This is a genomic window from Streptomyces sp. Ag109_O5-10, assembly GCF_900105755.1.
GTDB lineage: Bacteria > Actinomycetota > Actinomycetes > Streptomycetales > Streptomycetaceae > Streptomyces.
In genome coordinates, this window is record NZ_FNTQ01000001.1 from 4,321,628 (window position 1) to 4,336,581 (window position 14,954).

The 14,954-nt window shown below is 72.4% G+C and carries 12 protein-coding genes and 1 pseudogene; 5 read left to right on the top strand and 8 right to left on the bottom strand.

Going from position 1 to position 14,954, the window contains the following annotated elements; all coding sequences use genetic code 11:
• The first annotated feature begins 26 nt into the window (after positions 1 to 26).
• Entirely contained in the window at positions 27 to 875 is an 849-nt protein-coding gene (locus BLW82_RS19750; RefSeq protein WP_093500291.1) for a diacylglycerol kinase family protein, read from the top strand.
• On the opposite strand, the gene BLW82_RS45525 is transcribed toward BLW82_RS19750, so the two are convergent.
• Positions 853 to 1,134: a PDDEXK family nuclease gene (locus BLW82_RS45525; protein ID WP_371131356.1), complete on the bottom strand. Its 282-nt coding sequence runs from the start codon at positions 1,132 to 1,134 to the stop codon at positions 853 to 855. The genes BLW82_RS19750 and BLW82_RS45525 overlap by 23 nt on opposite strands.
• 363 nt (positions 1,135 to 1,497) lie before the next feature.
• On the opposite strand from BLW82_RS45525, the gene BLW82_RS19760 reads away from it, so the two are divergent.
• A complete protein-coding gene (locus BLW82_RS19760; RefSeq protein ID WP_093500294.1) occupies positions 1,498 to 3,009 on the top strand; it encodes an APC family permease in 1,512 nt (503 codons plus the stop codon).
• Between the two features lie 113 nt (positions 3,010 to 3,122).
• Positions 3,123 to 4,688, top strand: a complete 1,566-nt coding sequence (locus BLW82_RS19765; protein WP_093500296.1) for a COG1361 family protein — start codon at positions 3,123 to 3,125, stop codon at positions 4,686 to 4,688.
• 38 nt (positions 4,689 to 4,726) lie between these two features.
• On the opposite strand, the gene BLW82_RS19770 is transcribed toward BLW82_RS19765, so the two are convergent.
• A complete protein-coding gene (locus BLW82_RS19770) occupies positions 4,727 to 5,221 on the bottom strand; it encodes a GbsR/MarR family transcriptional regulator (RefSeq protein WP_093508151.1) in 495 nt (164 codons plus the stop codon).
• A gap of 74 nt (positions 5,222 to 5,295) precedes the next feature.
• Here BLW82_RS19770 and BLW82_RS19775 point away from each other — a divergent pair.
• Together BLW82_RS19775 and BLW82_RS19780 are read left to right on the top strand one after the other, a co-directional pair.
• Positions 5,296 to 6,251 (top strand): annotated as a pseudogene (locus tag BLW82_RS19775) (ATP-binding cassette domain-containing protein).
• Positions 6,248 to 7,816: an ABC transporter permease gene (locus BLW82_RS19780; protein WP_093500297.1), complete on the top strand. Its 1,569-nt coding sequence runs from the start codon at positions 6,248 to 6,250 to the stop codon at positions 7,814 to 7,816. Before BLW82_RS19775 ends, BLW82_RS19780 begins: the two are co-directional and overlap by 4 nt.
• 70 nt (positions 7,817 to 7,886) lie before the next feature.
• On the opposite strand, the gene BLW82_RS19785 is transcribed toward BLW82_RS19780, so the two are convergent.
• From BLW82_RS19785 to BLW82_RS19810, 6 genes are all read right to left on the bottom strand, one after another.
• Positions 7,887 to 9,092 (bottom strand): cytochrome P450, encoded by a 1,206-nt coding sequence (locus tag BLW82_RS19785; RefSeq protein ID WP_093500299.1) that lies wholly within the window; start codon positions 9,090 to 9,092, stop codon positions 7,887 to 7,889.
• Positions 9,093 to 9,497: 405 nt separating this feature from the next.
• Complete coding sequence (locus tag BLW82_RS19790) at positions 9,498 to 10,172, bottom strand: response regulator (RefSeq protein WP_093500301.1); 675 nt, start codon at positions 10,170 to 10,172, stop codon at positions 9,498 to 9,500.
• The gene (locus tag BLW82_RS19795; protein WP_371131357.1) at positions 10,169 to 11,533 is read right to left on the bottom strand and encodes a sensor histidine kinase; all 1,365 of its coding nucleotides are present in this window, start codon (positions 11,531 to 11,533) and stop codon (positions 10,169 to 10,171) included. The genes BLW82_RS19790 and BLW82_RS19795 overlap by 4 nt, the downstream gene beginning before the upstream one ends.
• 108 nt (positions 11,534 to 11,641) lie before the next feature.
• Positions 11,642 to 12,328 (bottom strand): response regulator, encoded by a 687-nt coding sequence (locus BLW82_RS19800; RefSeq protein WP_093500303.1) that lies wholly within the window; start codon positions 12,326 to 12,328, stop codon positions 11,642 to 11,644.
• Positions 12,325 to 13,728 carry a sensor histidine kinase gene (locus BLW82_RS19805; RefSeq protein ID WP_093500305.1) on the bottom strand — a complete coding sequence of 468 codons (1,404 nt, stop codon included), beginning with the start codon at positions 13,726 to 13,728 and terminating at the stop codon, positions 12,325 to 12,327. The genes BLW82_RS19800 and BLW82_RS19805 overlap by 4 nt, the downstream gene beginning before the upstream one ends.
• Positions 13,721 to 14,902 carry an acyltransferase family protein gene (locus tag BLW82_RS19810; protein ID WP_177233008.1) on the bottom strand — a complete coding sequence of 394 codons (1,182 nt, stop codon included), beginning with the start codon at positions 14,900 to 14,902 and terminating at the stop codon, positions 13,721 to 13,723. Before BLW82_RS19810 ends, BLW82_RS19805 begins: the two co-directional genes overlap by 8 nt.
• Between the last annotated feature and the right edge of the window lie 52 nt (positions 14,903 to 14,954).

Consider the following 14,954-nt stretch of genomic DNA (forward strand, 5'->3'; position numbering starts at 1 on the left):
ACCCGAGGAAGCGAGGCAGGACCGAGGTGGCGACTTTCGCGAGGTCCGATCAGCTGCTGGTGATCATCGATCCGGCGGCGAGGGAAACGGACGGCGAATCCGTCCGGATCGCGAAAGACGTGCTCAGCGCGGGTGCGGCCGCGAAGGTCTGCATGCCGGACGGCCCCGAGGAATTCGCCCGCGTGCTGTCCCGCAGGGGCTCGCGGCGCCCGGTGGTGATCGGGGACGACGGCGCCCTGGTCCGTGCGGTGACCTTCCTGCACCGCAGGCGGGAGCTGGCCGACTGCGTGCTGTCCATGGTCCCGGTCGGGGGCTCGCAGGGCGTCGCGCACGCGCTGGGGGTGCCCGCCGGGGCGGTGGCGGCAGCCCGGGCGGTCCTGGACGGGGTGGAACGCCGGATGGACCTCCTCGTCGACGACAGCGACGGGGTGGTGCTGGGCGCGCTGCGGATCCCGCCGCTGGCGGCGGTGGCGGGGGCTCAGGTGCCGGTCCCCGTGCCGGCCAGGGGATGGCTGCGGCCCTACCAGCACCTCGTGCGCTCCCTGTCCGCGCGCCCGGCCCCCGCCCCGGCCGTGCCCGGCCCGCCCGCACGGCTGCGGGTGGAGGTCGACGGCGAGACGGTGGTGGACCTGGACCAGCCGGTCGAGGGCATCTCGGTGACCTCGGGCGGCCGCGACGGCCTCGCCGAGGTGGAGGTACGCCCGCTGTCGGTGGGCGCGGAGGCGACCCCGGTACGGGCGTCGGGCCGCACGGTGACGGTGACGGGGGCGGATTTCCGCTACCGGGCGGACGGCGGGCTGGCGGGGCCGGTACGGCGGCGGACCTGGCGGGTGGTGCAGGGGGGGTGGGGGCTTACGGTGCCGGGTTCTTCGTAGTGCGGGCCCTTCCGTAGACCCGCACTTTGTCGGTCAGGTCGCCGTCCCGGGTGGACGAGGAGGTCAGCTCGGCGACGAAGGAGAGGGCCTCCCCCTCCAGATGAGTGCTGTCGGAATCAAAGACCCGCTCGTCCGCCGCGTGGACACCTGGTCCGTACGCGCGCTCGGCCCCCGGGAAGACGAAGAGGTTGGGCGCCCGCTCGATCACGTGGCCCTCCGGAAGGTACGCCTCCAGTTCCTGGCGGACCAGGCGCATCACGCGGGTGTTAGTACCCCTTGGACCACGGCGACAAGACGACGGTCACTTGACGATCCCGGCCGTGTAGCCGTCGGGCACGTCCAACTCGTCGAGGGTGTCCAGCAGATCCTCGAAGCTGCCGGGCTCGGTGCCGCTTGTCGTCGGTCGGTCAGTCATCGGCGTCATGACGCGCCCTCCCCATGCCGCAGCCCAGCCACCACTCGGAGCATCCGGCCGGTCACGGCTCCGTGATCGGTTTCAGCCTTCTTCTCCAAAGGTCTGGTTGACAGACATTTAACGCGCCGACACCCTCGACGGACTCATTCGGCCTACAGAGTTCCGGTTCGGTACAGACGGCGGACGGCAGGAGAGGGGCCAGCCCGAATGGCAGTGGACGAGGGAGTCGCCCCGGCGACGGAGACAGGCGGCGAGGGCACGGTTCACCGGCTCAAGCCCAACGCGATCGGCCTGCTCGGGGTGGTCTTCATGGCCGTCGCGACCGCCGCGCCGATCACCGCGATGACCGGCAACGTGCCCTTCATGGTGTCGTCCGGCAACGGCATCGGCGCCCCGGCCAGCTATCTCGTCGCAATGGTCGTCCTGGCGATCTTTTCCGTCGGCTTCACGTCGATGGCGAAGCACATCACCTCGACGGGCGCCTTCTACGGCTTCATCTCCTACGGCCTCGGCCGCACCGCGGGCCTCGCCTCGGGCCTGCTCGCCACCTTCGCGTACGTCGTCTTCGAACCAGCGATGATCGGCATCTTCTCGGTCTTCGCCAACACGACCCTGAAGGACCAGACCGGCCTCGACGTCCCGTGGTGGGCGTTCGCCGTCCTGATGCTCGCGATCAACGCGACCGGCACCTGGTTCGGCGTCAGCGTCGCCGAGAAGCTGCTCGTCGTCCTCCTCGGCACCGAGGTGACCGTCCTCGCGGCGATGGCCGTCTCGGTCGCCCTGCACGGCGGCGGCCCGCACGGCTTCGCCTTCGCCCCGGTCAACCCGGTCAACGCCTTCAAGGGGACCAGCGCCGGCCTCGGCCTCTTCTTCGCCTTCTGGTCCTGGGTCGGCTTCGAGTCCACGGCGATGTACGGCGAGGAGTCCCGCGACCCGAAGCGGATCATCCCCAAGGCGACGATGATCTCGGTCCTGGGCGTCGGCGTCTTCTACGTCTTCGTCTCCTGGATGGCCATCACCGGCAACGGTGAGGCGGCGGCCGTGCAGGCGGCCTCGTCCGCGAACCCGCTCGCGCTCTTCTTCGACCCGACCGAGCACTACGTCGGCCACTGGGCGGTCGTCCTCATGCAGTGGCTGATGATCACCGGCTCGCTGGCCTGCGGGATGGCCTTCCACAACTGCGCCGCCCGCTACATGTACGCGCTGGGCCGCGAGGGCGTCCTGCCGAAGCTGCAGCACACCGTCGGCCGCACCCACGCGCGGCACGGCTCCCCGCACGTCGCCGGCCTGGTCCAGACGGTGATATCCGCCGTCCTGATCGCCGCGTTCTGGATCGCGGGCAAGGACCCGTACAACGCCCTCTACGTCCTGCTCGCCATCCTCGGCACCATGGCGATCCTGGTCGTGCAGGCGGTGTGCTCGTTCGCGGTACTCGTCTACTTCCGCCGGAACCACCCCGAGAGCCGGCACTGGTTCCGTACCTTCACCGCCCCGCTCGTCGGCGGCGTCGCGATGCTCGGTGTGGTCGCCCTGCTGGTGTCCAACATGGGCGCCGCGGCGGGCGCCGAGTCCGGCTCACTGCTGCTGAAGGCGACACCGTGGCTGGTGGCGCTGGTCGCGGGCACGGGCGTCGGCTACGCCCAGTACCTCAAGCGGCGGTCGCCGGAGCGGTACGCGCTGCTGGGGCGGACGGTGCTGGAGGAGACGAGGGAACGGTAGGCACGGCGGCCGTTCGAGCCGACGCCATGGTGAACTCCCGGACAACCATTGGCATTCACCACGTGTCTCAGTGGTGTGGCAGGGCGAGGGGCGCCCCGCCGGGAGGAGCCACCATGACCCACCGCCGGCACCGATTCGGGGCCGCGCTGGCAGTCTTCGCGGCCGCGGTCGCCGCATGGCTGCCCGTGACGTCCGCCCAGGCCGCCGACGGCCCGGTCGTACACATCTGGCTCCAGGACGACCACCTGGGCCTGCCGATGCCACCGACGCCGGGTGACCCGACGATGGTGAACTGGGGCCTGCGCAACGACGGCCCCGGCACCGCCAAGGCTGTCACCATCAGCGCGGACCTCAGCAACGTCATCGACTGGGTCACCACGGACGCGCCCGTGCCCGCCGACCACGTCTACACCTGGCCCACCCGGGACGTCCCCGCGGGCGAGGCGGCCGGCTCGATCATCGGCCTGAGCGCCAAGCCCGGCACCCCGCTCGGCACCACCGGCACGGTGACCCTCAGCGGCACCTCCTCGAACGGCACCGTGGTCTCCACCACCGCGAAGGTGACCGTGGGCACCACCGACCTGAAGGTCAACAAACTGGCGCCCCGCAAGGGCGACAAGCCCGGGTCCACGATCGACACCCCGGTCACGATCAGCAACCTCGGCACCCTGCCCGCCGACGGGGTCCAGCTGCGGATGCGCACCACCATCGGGCTCTCGTACGCGAAGCACTACGCCAACTGCGTGTACAAGGAGAGCGACGTCTACGTCCTGACGGAGGAGGCACTGTGCACGTTCGACACGGTGCTCGAGCCCGGCAAGAGCTACCGGGTGGACCAGCCGGTCGGGCTGGACGTGACGGACCAGGCCCTCTTCGAGTTCTTCAGCCATGAGGCCCTGCCCCTGACCGGTAGCGCGCCGAAGCCGGGGGACGGTCCCGTGCTCTCCCTCGTCGCCGCCGGGAGCGCCGCCACCGACGGCACGCCGATCGACCGGCAGAACATCGACGCCGACAACACCGCCGACATGGTCGCGGGCGGCGCCACCGCCGCGGGCGCGCCGGGCGACCTGGTGCACGTGACCGTCTCCCTGAGCAACAAGGGTCCAGGCTGGGTCGGTTACAACGCCAGCGACGACCAGCCGGCGCTTCTGGTGACCGTCCCCACCGGCACCAGGGCGGAGAAGATCCCCGCCCACTGCAGCGTGTGGAACGACGAGGCGAAGTCCGGTACCGGCGAGCAGACGCCGGGCGCAGCACAGTACATCTGCCAGTCGAGTCCGAACACGTTCACCGTCGGGGACACCCGCTCCTTCGACTTCGGCCTGCGGATCCGCGCGAACGCCAGGACCACCACCGGTGCGGCCCACGCGACCACGGCCTTCGGCAACACCATGGCGTTCGACCACACCCACGGCAACGACACGGCGGCCGTCACGGTCGAGGTCGAGGGCGGCAGCACCGCGACGCCGAGCGCCTCCGCGTCACCGTCCCCGACGGCCGCCGCCGGCACCGGCGGCAACTCCCCCCGGACGCAGACGGTCTCCGGGACCGGCGGTTCCGGCTCCCTCGCCTCCACCGGCGGCAGCGGCACCGTGCCCGTCGCCGCCGCCTGCGGTGCGTCCGCGCTGCTGCTCGGCGGCGGGCTCGTGCTCCTGGTCAGGCGCCGCAACCGGGCGTGAGTCAGGGCAGGTCCGGCAGCCGGCTCTTCGGCGAGGCGTCACCCCTCGCCGAAGAGCCGATCACGGTGGACCCGCCAGCGCTCCATCATCTTCCCGATCTCGTCGTCGACGAACTCGAAGAAGGCCAGCGTCTCGGCCATCCGCCGCCCGGCCGGGGTGTCGGGGCCGAGGCTGCTCACGCCCTCCCGCAGCGCCCCCTCCCACCGCTTGATCACGGCCTCCCGGCTGGTGAGCGCCTCGTACCACTGGTTGCTGTGCACCCGGTACCGCTCCCGCCGGGAGCCCGGCTCCCGCTCGCGCGAGACCATGTGCTGCTGGGCGAGATAGCGCACCCCGCCGGACACCGCCGCCGGGCTGACCTGCAACTGCTCCCCCAGTTCCGCGGAGGTCAGGGCGCCCGAGTCGGATGACAACAGGGCCGCGAAGATCCGGGCCGGCATCCGCTGCATCCCGGCCTCGACGAGCTGTGCCGCGAAGCTCTCGACGAACTTCGAGACGGCCTCCTGATCGCGCCCCATCGCATCCGTAGTCATGGTCACCACCCTAGCCGGGGTTTCCACACTTCCTTAACTTCACAAATTTCTGAAGACAGCGTACGTTCTGAACCATGACGAAGGCAATCACGGTCGCCGGGCTCCACAAGTCCTTCGGCCGCACCCAGGCCCTGGACGGCCTCGACCTGGCCGTCGAGGCCGGCGAGGTGCACGGTTTCCTCGGCCCCAACGGCGCCGGGAAGTCGACCACGATCCGGGTCCTGCTCGGCCTGCTGCGCGCCGACTCGGGCGCCGCGCAGATCCTCGGCCGCGACCCCTGGAAGGACGCCGTGGAGGTGCACCGCCGGATCGCCTACGTCCCCGGCGACGTGACCCTCTGGCGCAACCTCTCCGGCGGCGAGGTCATCGACCTCTACGGCCGCCTGCGCGGGGGCCTGGACAAGTCCGCCGCGCCGACCTGATCGACCGCTTCGAACTCGACCCGACGAAGAAGGGCCGCACGTACAGCAAGGGCAACCGCCAGAAGGTCGCCCTGGTCGCCGCCTTCGCCTCCGACGTCGACCTGCTGATCCTCGACGAACCGACCTCCGGCCTCGACCCCCTGATGGAGGAGGTCTTCCAGCGCTGCGTGGAGGAGGAGCGCGACCGGGGCCGGACGATCCTGCTCTCCTCGCACATCCTGAGCGAGGTCGAGGAGCTCTGCGACCGGGTCAGCATCATCCGGGCCGGCCGGACCGTCGAGTCCGGTTCCCTCGCCGACCTGCGCCACCTGACCCGCACCAGCGTGACCGCCGAACTCGCCGGCCCGCCCAACGGGCTGGCGCACCTCCCCGGCGTCCACGACCTCGACGTCCAGGGCCACCGGATCCGCCTCCAGGTCGACACCGAGCAGCTCACCGCCGTACTCCGCTCGCTGTCCGAGACCGGGGTCCGCTCCCTCACCTCCACGCCCCCGACCCTGGAGGAACTCTTCCTGCGCCACTACCAGGACGAGACCGGGGCCGAGTCGGGGGCCGGGTCCGGGGTCGCGTCCGGGGTCGAGTCCGGGATCGAGGGGGCCACCCGATGAGCACCCTCGCCGGTACCGGCACCCTGCTGCGCTTCGCGCTCCGCCGCGACCGCGTGACCACCCCCGTGTGGCTCGCGGTGAACGCGCTGATGGTCCTCTCCATGCCGAGCACCCTGCGGAGCCTGTACGGCACGGACACCGAACGCACCGACCTGGTCCACCAGTTGCAGACCAACGCCTCCTACCGTGCGCTGATCGGCCCGCTGCACGACACCTCCCTCGGCGGCCTGACGGCCTGGCGGGTGGGCGTGTACGCCGGGCTCCTCGCGGCCGTGACCGGCCTGCTCGTCGTCGTACGGCACACCCGCGACGAGGAGGAGAGCGGCCGCGCGGAACTCCTCGCGTCGGGCGCGGTGGGCCGCCGGGCGTCGCTGACCGCGGCCCTGCTGGCGGCGGCGGTCGCGAACGCCGTGCTCACCCTGCTCGTCACCGCGGGCCTGGCGGCCGAGGGCACGGCGGGTGCGCTCGCCCTCGGCCTCGGCCTGGGCGCCACCGGCATGGTCTTCGCCACGACGGCGGCGATCGTCGCCCAGTTCACCGAGAGCGCCCGCCTGGCCAGGGGCCTGACGTCGGCGGTCCTGGGCGCGGCCTTCGTGCTGCGCGCCGCGGGCGACTCGGCGAGCGACGACGGCTCCTCCCCGTGGACCTGGCTCTCCCCGCTCGGCTGGCTGGAGAACCTGCGCCCGTTCGCCGCCGAACGCTGGTGGGTGCTCCTGCTCTTCGCGGCGGCGATGCTGCTGCAGGCCGCGGCCGCCTATGCCCTGGCCGGGCGCCGGGACCTCGGCATGAGCTTCTTCCCCACCCGCCCCGGCCCGGCCGCCGGCCGTCTCGGCTCCGCCGCCGCGCTCGCCTGGCGGCTCCAGCGGGGCGGTGTGCTCGGCTGGTCGCTCGGCTTCTTCCTGGCCGGCGTGGTCTACGGCGGCCTGACCGAGGGCGCGGCCGGCCTGGTCGGCGACAACGACAGCGCCCGGAAGATCTTCGAACGGATGGGCGGCCAGAGCGGGCTGACCAACGCGTTCCTCGCCTCGATGGTCGGGATGCTGGGGCTGGTCGCCGCGCTGTACGTCGTCGCGTCGGTCCTGCGCCTGAGCGGCGAGGAGACCTCGGGCCGCGCCGAACCCCTCCTCGCCGCCCCGGTCGGCCGCCTGCGCTGGGCGGCCGGCCACCTGACCGTCGCCTTCGCGGGCGCCGCCCTGATCATGCTCCTCGCCGCCGCGGGCTTCGCCGTCGGCTACGGCAGGCAGGTGGGCCCGATCCTGGGCGCCTGCCTGGTGCAGCTCCCGGCGGTGTGGGTGGTCGGCGGGGTCGCGGTGCTGCTGTACGGCATCGCGCCTCGACTGGCCCCGGCCGCCTGGGGCGTGGCCGCGGCCACCCTCCTCATCGGCTGGGTGGGCCCGGCCCTCAACGCCCCCCGACTCGTCCTCGACCTCTCCCCCTTCGGGCACCTGCCGAAGCTGCCGGGCGGCGGGATGGAGTGGGGGCCGGTGCTGGCACTGACCGGGCTGGCGGCGGTGCTGGCCGGGGCGGGGCTGGTGGGGCTGCGGCGGCGGGACCTGACCGGCTGACGGCCGCCGCGCAGTCGACGGCCGCCCGCCCTCATCGCCCGGACTCGGCCGGCGATCACCGAACGGGTGATCACCCCACCTCCACGCTCAACCCCTCCAACCCCCGGATCACGAAGTTCGGCTTCCGCCTCGGCTCCGCCGTCAAGGTCAGGGTCGGTGCCCGCTCCAGCAGGGCCGTCATGGAGGCGGCCAGTTCGAGGCGGGCCAGGGGGGCGCCGATGCAGTAGTGGATGCCGGCGCTGAAAGAGATGTGGGGGTTGTCGCGGCGGGTCAGGTCGAGGTGGCCTGGGTCGCGGAAGACGGCCGGATCGTGGTTGGCGGAGCCGAAGAGCATGGCGATCTCGGCGCCGCGGGGGACGGTCGTGCCGTCGATCTCGATCTCGTCCAGCACCCAGCGCTCGAAGAGCTGGAGCGGGGTGTCGTAGCGCATCAGCTCCTCGATCGCGGTGGGGACCAGGGAGTGGTCGGCGCGCAGGGCGGCGAGCTGGGCGGGGTTGCGGAAGAGCGCGTACCAGCCGTTGACCGTGGCGTTGACGGTCGCCTCGTGGCCCGCGTTGAGGAGGAGTACGGCGGTGGAGATCATCTCCTGCTCGGTGAGCCGGTCGCCCTCGTCGTGCGCCTCGATGAGCCCGGAGATCAGGTCGTCGCCGGGCTCCTTGCGCCGCTCGGCGATCAGCTCCCGCAGGTAGTCGGAGAACTCCACGGAGGCCCGGACCGCCTTCGCGGCCGTGTCCTCCGACGGGTTCAGCTCGTACATTCCGCAGATGTCCGCCGACCAGGGGCGCAGCGGGGCGCGGTCCGCCTCCGGGATGCCCAGCATCTCGGCGATGACGGCGACGGGGAGCGGTTCGGCGACGTCGGCGAGCAGGTCGCCGCCGCCGCTGCGCACCAGCCCGTCGACCAGTTCTCCGGCGAGCCGGGACACGTACGGCTTGAGCCGCTCCACGGTGCGCGGGGTGAACGCCTTCGACACCAGGCGGCGGATGCGGGTGTGGTCCGGCGGTTCGAGGTCCAGCATGCCGTGGTCGTTGAGCGTGTGGAACGGCTCGTGTTCCGGCGCGGGCGCACTGCGCCCGAAGTCCTCGTGCGTGAACCGGTGCTGGTACGTCCGCCCCAGCCGCCGGTCCCGCAGCAGCGCCGAGACGTCGGCGTGGTGCGGAACCAGCCACTGGTTCGTGGGCTCGAAGTACTGCACCCGGCCCCGGGCGCGGAGCTCGGCGTACGCGGGATACGGGTCGGCCAGGAAGTCCGGGTCCCAGGGGTCGAAGGCTGCCATGGACGGACGTTAGACCGCCGGTCCCGGCTCTGACCAGGGGGGGTTCCCGAACTGCTTCCTTCCCCACGAGCTCAGGACGCTGATCACCCGGGGCGGCCGGCCACCCGGCCCGCCTGGACCCGGGGGATCGACGGAGCGTGGTTCTGCTCCAGCAGCTTGCGGCGGGGGCAGTAGCTTGCGGACTCCGAGCCCGGAGACCGTCCGGGCCCACGGAGGGAGCCCGACATGGAGCAGCTTGAGAGCTGGGCGCACCGGGCGGTCCACACGTACGCGGCGGACGACCTGCTCACCGGAGACGCCGGCTGACCTCCCCTTCGGCCGGTCCGGGCGCACCGTGTCCACGTCTGTACCGCCCGCGATTCCATCGCAACGGCGACTGCGCTCATGGCATGCGGGTTTCCTGGGCTATCCCGGCGTCACCAGCCGTGCCTCGTAGGCGAACACCGCCGCCTGGGTGCGGTCCCTGAGGCCCAGCTTCACCAGGATCCGGCTGACGTGGGTCTTCACGGTCGACTCGGCCACCACCAGGCGCTCGGCCATCTCCGCGTTGGACAGGCCCTGGGCGATGAGGACCAGGACCTCCGTCTCCCGGTCGGTGAGGTCGCCGTAGGCCGCGTGGGCCGTGGGCATCAGCCGCGGGACGTCGGAGAGCTTGGAGAACTCGCTGATGAGGCGTTTGGTGACCGAGGGCGCGAGGAGGGCCTCGCCCGACGCCACCACCCGTACGCCTTCGGCCAGTTGGCGGGCCGAGGCGTCCTTGAGGAGGAAGCCGGAGGCCCCGGCGCGCAGCGCCTGGTAGACGTACTCGTCGAGGTCGAAGGTGGTCAGGACGAGAACCTTGGACGTGGTGTCGGCGGCGACTATCTCGCGCGTCGCCTCGATGCCGTTCAGCTCGGGCATGCGGATGTCCATCAGAACCACGTCGGGGGCGAGTTCACGGACCCGGTCGACCGCCTGCCGGCCGTTGACCGCCTCGCCGACGACCTCGATGTCCGGCATCGCGTTCAGCAGGACCGAGAAGCCCTCGCGCACCATCATCTGGTCGTCGGCGATCAGTACGCGGATGGTCCGGTCGGTCATGCGTCACCCTCGCGGGCGGTGGCGACGGGAAGGAAGACCGTCACCTCGTAGCCTCCTTCGGGCGTCGGGGCCGCCGTCATCTCGCCGTTCAGCATGGAGACCCGCTCCCGCATGCCGGTGATGCCGTGGCCGGCGCCCGGGGACGGTTTGACGAGGGCGGGCTGCGGCGGCGGGCCGTTGACCACGCGCAGGCCCAGGCCGCCGATGACGTAGCCGATCTCGACGCGTGCGTCCGCTCCCGGCGCGTGGCGCAGGGTGTTGCTCAGCGCCTCCTGGACGATCCGGTACGCCGACAGCTCCACGCCCTGCGGGAGTTCACGGACCGCGCCGGTCACCCCCTTGTCGACCGCGAGGCCCGCCTGTCGCACGTTGTCGAGGAGCGCGTCCAGGTCGGCGAGGGTGGGCTGCGGGGCCTCCGGCACCTCGTAGTCCTCGGCGCGGACCACGCCCAGCACGCGGCGCAGTTCGGTGAGGGCCGCCACCGCGTTCTCCCGGATCGTGACGAACGCCTTCTCCAGCTCCGGCGGCGGGTTCTCGACCCGGTAGGGGGCGGCCTCCGCCTGGATGGCGACGACGGACATGTGGTGGGCGACCACGTCGTGCAGCTCGCGGGCGATCGTGGTGCGCTCTTCGAGGAGCGTGCGCCGGGACCGCTCGTGCGCGGTCACCGTCTGCTGGGCGGTCACCGTCTGCTCGGCCTCCCGGCGGATCTGCCGGATGGTGACGGCCAGCAGGACTATCGCGGAGACGACCAGCATCGAGCCGACGTCGTTGCCGTAGTGACCCGCGCCGAGGAGCTGGACGCTCAGGGCACCGTAGAACGCGGTGATCGCCCACATCCAGGCCGCCGTGCGCGGACGGGTGCGGACCGCGACGACCGCGAGCACCACCAGGTGGGAGAGGAAGTTGCCCGGCTGCCACGGCCATTCGTCCCAAGCGCTGGACAGCACGGAGCCGATCCAGGTCACGACGAGGGACAGCCAGAAGGCGGCGACCGGACGCGCCAGGGTGAGCAGCACCGGCGCCAGCACGAGCAGCCCGGACAGCAGGGCCACGGCAGGCCCCTGCCACCGCCGGTCCGCGACGGACACCAGCAGCACCAGCACGCCCGCCGCGGCCACCGCCAGATGCGTGGTCCAGGGCGCGTACTTACGCAGCGGGCCGGGCAGCCGGCGGGCGAACGGACGCTCGGTGCTCATCGGCGGCAACGGCCGGTAGGCGAAGGCGTCCTGGAACAGGTCCTGCCGCAACCTGCCCAGGGCGTCCAGCACCGCCCGGATCTCCGGGCTGCGCGGCTTGTACGGTTCGAACGCGCCGTCCGGCTGCTGCGGCATCGGCTGCGAAGGGGTCGTCTCGGTCACGTACACGACCGTAGGCGGAGGCGGGGGCAGCCGTCGTCACCAGTGAGAAGGGTCCTCCGGCGTCCTTCTCAGGTACTACGGGTACGTCGCGGAGCAGCGGGCGGCCGGTCAGTGACCGGAAGGCCTGATCAGCCCCGACTCGTACGCGAACACCGCCGCCTGGGTGCGGTCCCTGAGGCCCAGCTTCACCAGGATCCGGCTCACGTGGGTCTTCACGGTCTGCTCCGCGACGACCAGCCGGGCGGCGATCTCCGCGTTCGACAGGCCCTGCGCGATCAGCGCGAGGACCTCCGTCTCGCGCTCGGTCAGATCGGCGATCCGGGCCTTCAGCGGGGTGCGCACCCCGCCCCCGTCCAGCTGGGAGAATTGGGTGATCAGCCGTCGGGTGATGCCGGGCGCGAGCAGCGCGTCGCCGGCGGCCACCACCCGCACCGCCTCCGCCAGTTTGTCCGCGGACGCGTCCTTGAGCAGGAACCCGGACGCGCCCGAGCGCAACGCCTCGTACACGTACTCGTCCAGGTCGAAGGTGGTGAGCACCAGCACCCTGATGTGCGGGCGTTCGCCGACGATCCGGCGGGTGGCCTCGATGCCGCCCAGTTCGGGCATGCGGATGTCCATGAGGACCACGTCGGGAGTGAGTTCGGCGACCTTGGCCACCGCGTCCAGGCCGTCCACCGCCTGGCCGACCACCTCGATGCCGGGCTGTGCGTTCAGCAGCACGGTGAAGCCCTGCCGGACCATCTGCTGGTCGTCGGCGATGACCACCCGGATGGGGCTGCCGGTGCTGCTCGTCATGCGCGGTCGTCCTTCGGGTCGGGGGCACGGGTGGTGCCGGTGCTGGGGTCCGCGGTCCTGCCGGACATCAGGCCGGGCGCGGTGGCCGGGATCTCCGCGAAGATCCGGTAGCCGCCGTCCGCCAGGGGGCCCGCCGTCAGCGAACCGCCGAGCATCGTGGCCCGCTCCCGCATGCCGAGCAGCCCGTGCCCGGCGCCCGGCGACGGTGGCGCGGGCCGGGTCGGCCGGGAGTTCGCGACGGACAGCAGGAGCCCGTAGGGGATGTACTCGATCTCGACATGGGCGGTCGCTCCCGGCGCGTGCCGCAGCACGTTGCTCAGCGCCTCCTGCACGATCCTGTACGCCGACAGCTCCACGCCCGACTGCATCGGGCGCCGCTCGCCGTTGATCCGGGTGGTGACGGTCAGACCGGCCGCCCTGGTGTTCTCGACCAGCGTGTCCAGCCGGTCCAGGGTGGGCTGCGGGCTGTGCGGGCCGGTGCCGGGGTCGTCGGGCGCGTCCTCGTCGGGGCTCTCGGAGCGCAGGACGCCCAGCACCCGGCGCAGTTCGGTCAGCGCCTCCAGCGCGTTGTGCCGGATGCCTTCGAGGTTCTCGCGCAGCTCGTCCGGCGGGTTCTCCACCAGGTGCGGGGCGACCTGCGCCTGGATGGAGATGACCGACATGTGGTGGGCGACCACGTCGTGCAGCTCGCGCGCGATCCGGCTGCGCTCCTCCAGCAGGGTGCGCCGGGCCCGCTCCTCCTCGGTGAGCGAGGCCTGGCGGCCGAGCTCGGCGCGCGCCTCGCGGCGGCCGCGCAGGGCCGTGCCGAGCGCCACGACGACCACGGACAGGATGACGGTGACCGCCGAGGTGGACTGGTGCGGCGGCGCACCCCAGACCCCGTCGAGGAGCCAGGTGACCAGGACGGTCACGGCCAGGGCTTCGACCGCCACCCGCACCCGGACCCGCAGTGCGAGCAACAGCAGGACCAGCAGCTGCGCGATGATCCCGGCCACGGTCCAGGGCCACGTGAACAGGACCACCGGTGTCGTGCCCAGCCGGCCGTGCAGCGTGAGGGCACCCGCCAGCATGCCCCCTGTCGACAGCCACCACGCCGGGACGGGCCGCCACATCGCGAGGAGCACGGCGCCGCCCGCGGCGAACCCGAGCAGTGAGGCCAGGCCAGCACCCAGATGCCCGTTGTGCTGGAACTGCGCCACGCCACCGATCGTGATGCCGATCGCCGCCACACACAGCACACCGTGCGGCAGCCAGCGCAGCCACACGGAGGGGGGCAGCGGGTCGACGCGGGCGGTGCACAGGTCGTCGCGGAGTATCCGCAGCCAGCGCAGCACGCGGCCGAGCCCGATCCACTCCGGCCGCCGGGTCCCCGTCTCCGTCACGGCGATCAGCCTAGACATGGCGGGCTCCCGTCGGGTTCGCCCGGTCGGCGGAGGGGCGGCTCCGGACGACGCGCGAGCGGGTCCGGGGGCGGCCGCGCTCGTACCCGTGGAAGGCCGCCCAGCATAGACCGAGCATCAGGGCGAAGGCCGGCAGCCAGAGCAGACGGGCCGCGACCCAGCCGAGGTGGTCGGGGGCCGTGTGGAGGCCGGGCAGGCGGCCGACCAGGAGGCCGGTGGCCGTGGTCGCCATGAGAGCCGTCTGGTGCCAGAGGAAGATCGTCATCGCGGAGAGGTTCACGAAGGCCACCGCCGCCCAGGCCAGGGGGCGGCGCATCGTGCGGCGCAGCCGCTCGCGCAGGAGCAGGGCCAGGCCGCACTGGGCCAGGCCGAAGGTGACGGCGGCCAGAGTGGGCGGGTCGAGGTTGGAGACGGACGCGCCGGGGACGCCGACCATCGACGCCGGGTAGCCCGCCCACGCGACGAGGCCGGCCGTCGCCGCCGTACCGCCTATGAGCAGGACCCAGCCGGCGCGCGGGCGGTCCAGTTCGCCGCGGGTCCAGGCGGCACCCAGGGAGTACGGCACCAGCCAGCCGGCCGCAAGGTTCACCCAGCCGACGCCGGCCGGGGCGCCGAAGCCGAATCGAAGCAGGTCCACATGGAGAACGACGGCCAGCGGCCACAGCGGGTTGAGCCGGGCGACGAGCGGGGTCGCCGCCGTCAGCGCCGCGAAGACCACGAGGAACCAGAGGGGGGACAGGGCGAGTTTGGCGAGTGTGCGGACGGTGGTGAAGTCGGTTCCGGACAGCAGGAGGGCGGTGGTCACGATCGTCCAGAGGACGAGGAGCGCGGCGACCGGCCGGGAGAGGCGGGACAGACGGGCTGTCAGCCAGCGGTGGTACGGGAGGCCGTCGGCCCGGGCGGTGGCATAGCCGCGGGTGGCGACGTGGCCGCCGACCAGGAAGAACACGGCGAGGGTCTGGAAGAGCCAGGAGACCGGGGCCAGCTCCGGCAGGTGCTGGAGGGGGCTGCCGGTGTGCAGTTCGCCGCCGTCCGCCACCAGTGCCGTCACCAGCCAGTGGCCCAGGACCACGCCGAGGACGGCGACCGCGCGCAGGGCGTCCACGGAACGGTCCCGGCCGGACGGGGTGGCGGCGTCGAGGCGGTGGGCGAGGTGTCCCACGCGGTCCCGCACGCCGTGTCGTGTGCGGCGCCGTGCGCGGTCGGGGCGGCGGGATGTCGGCGGC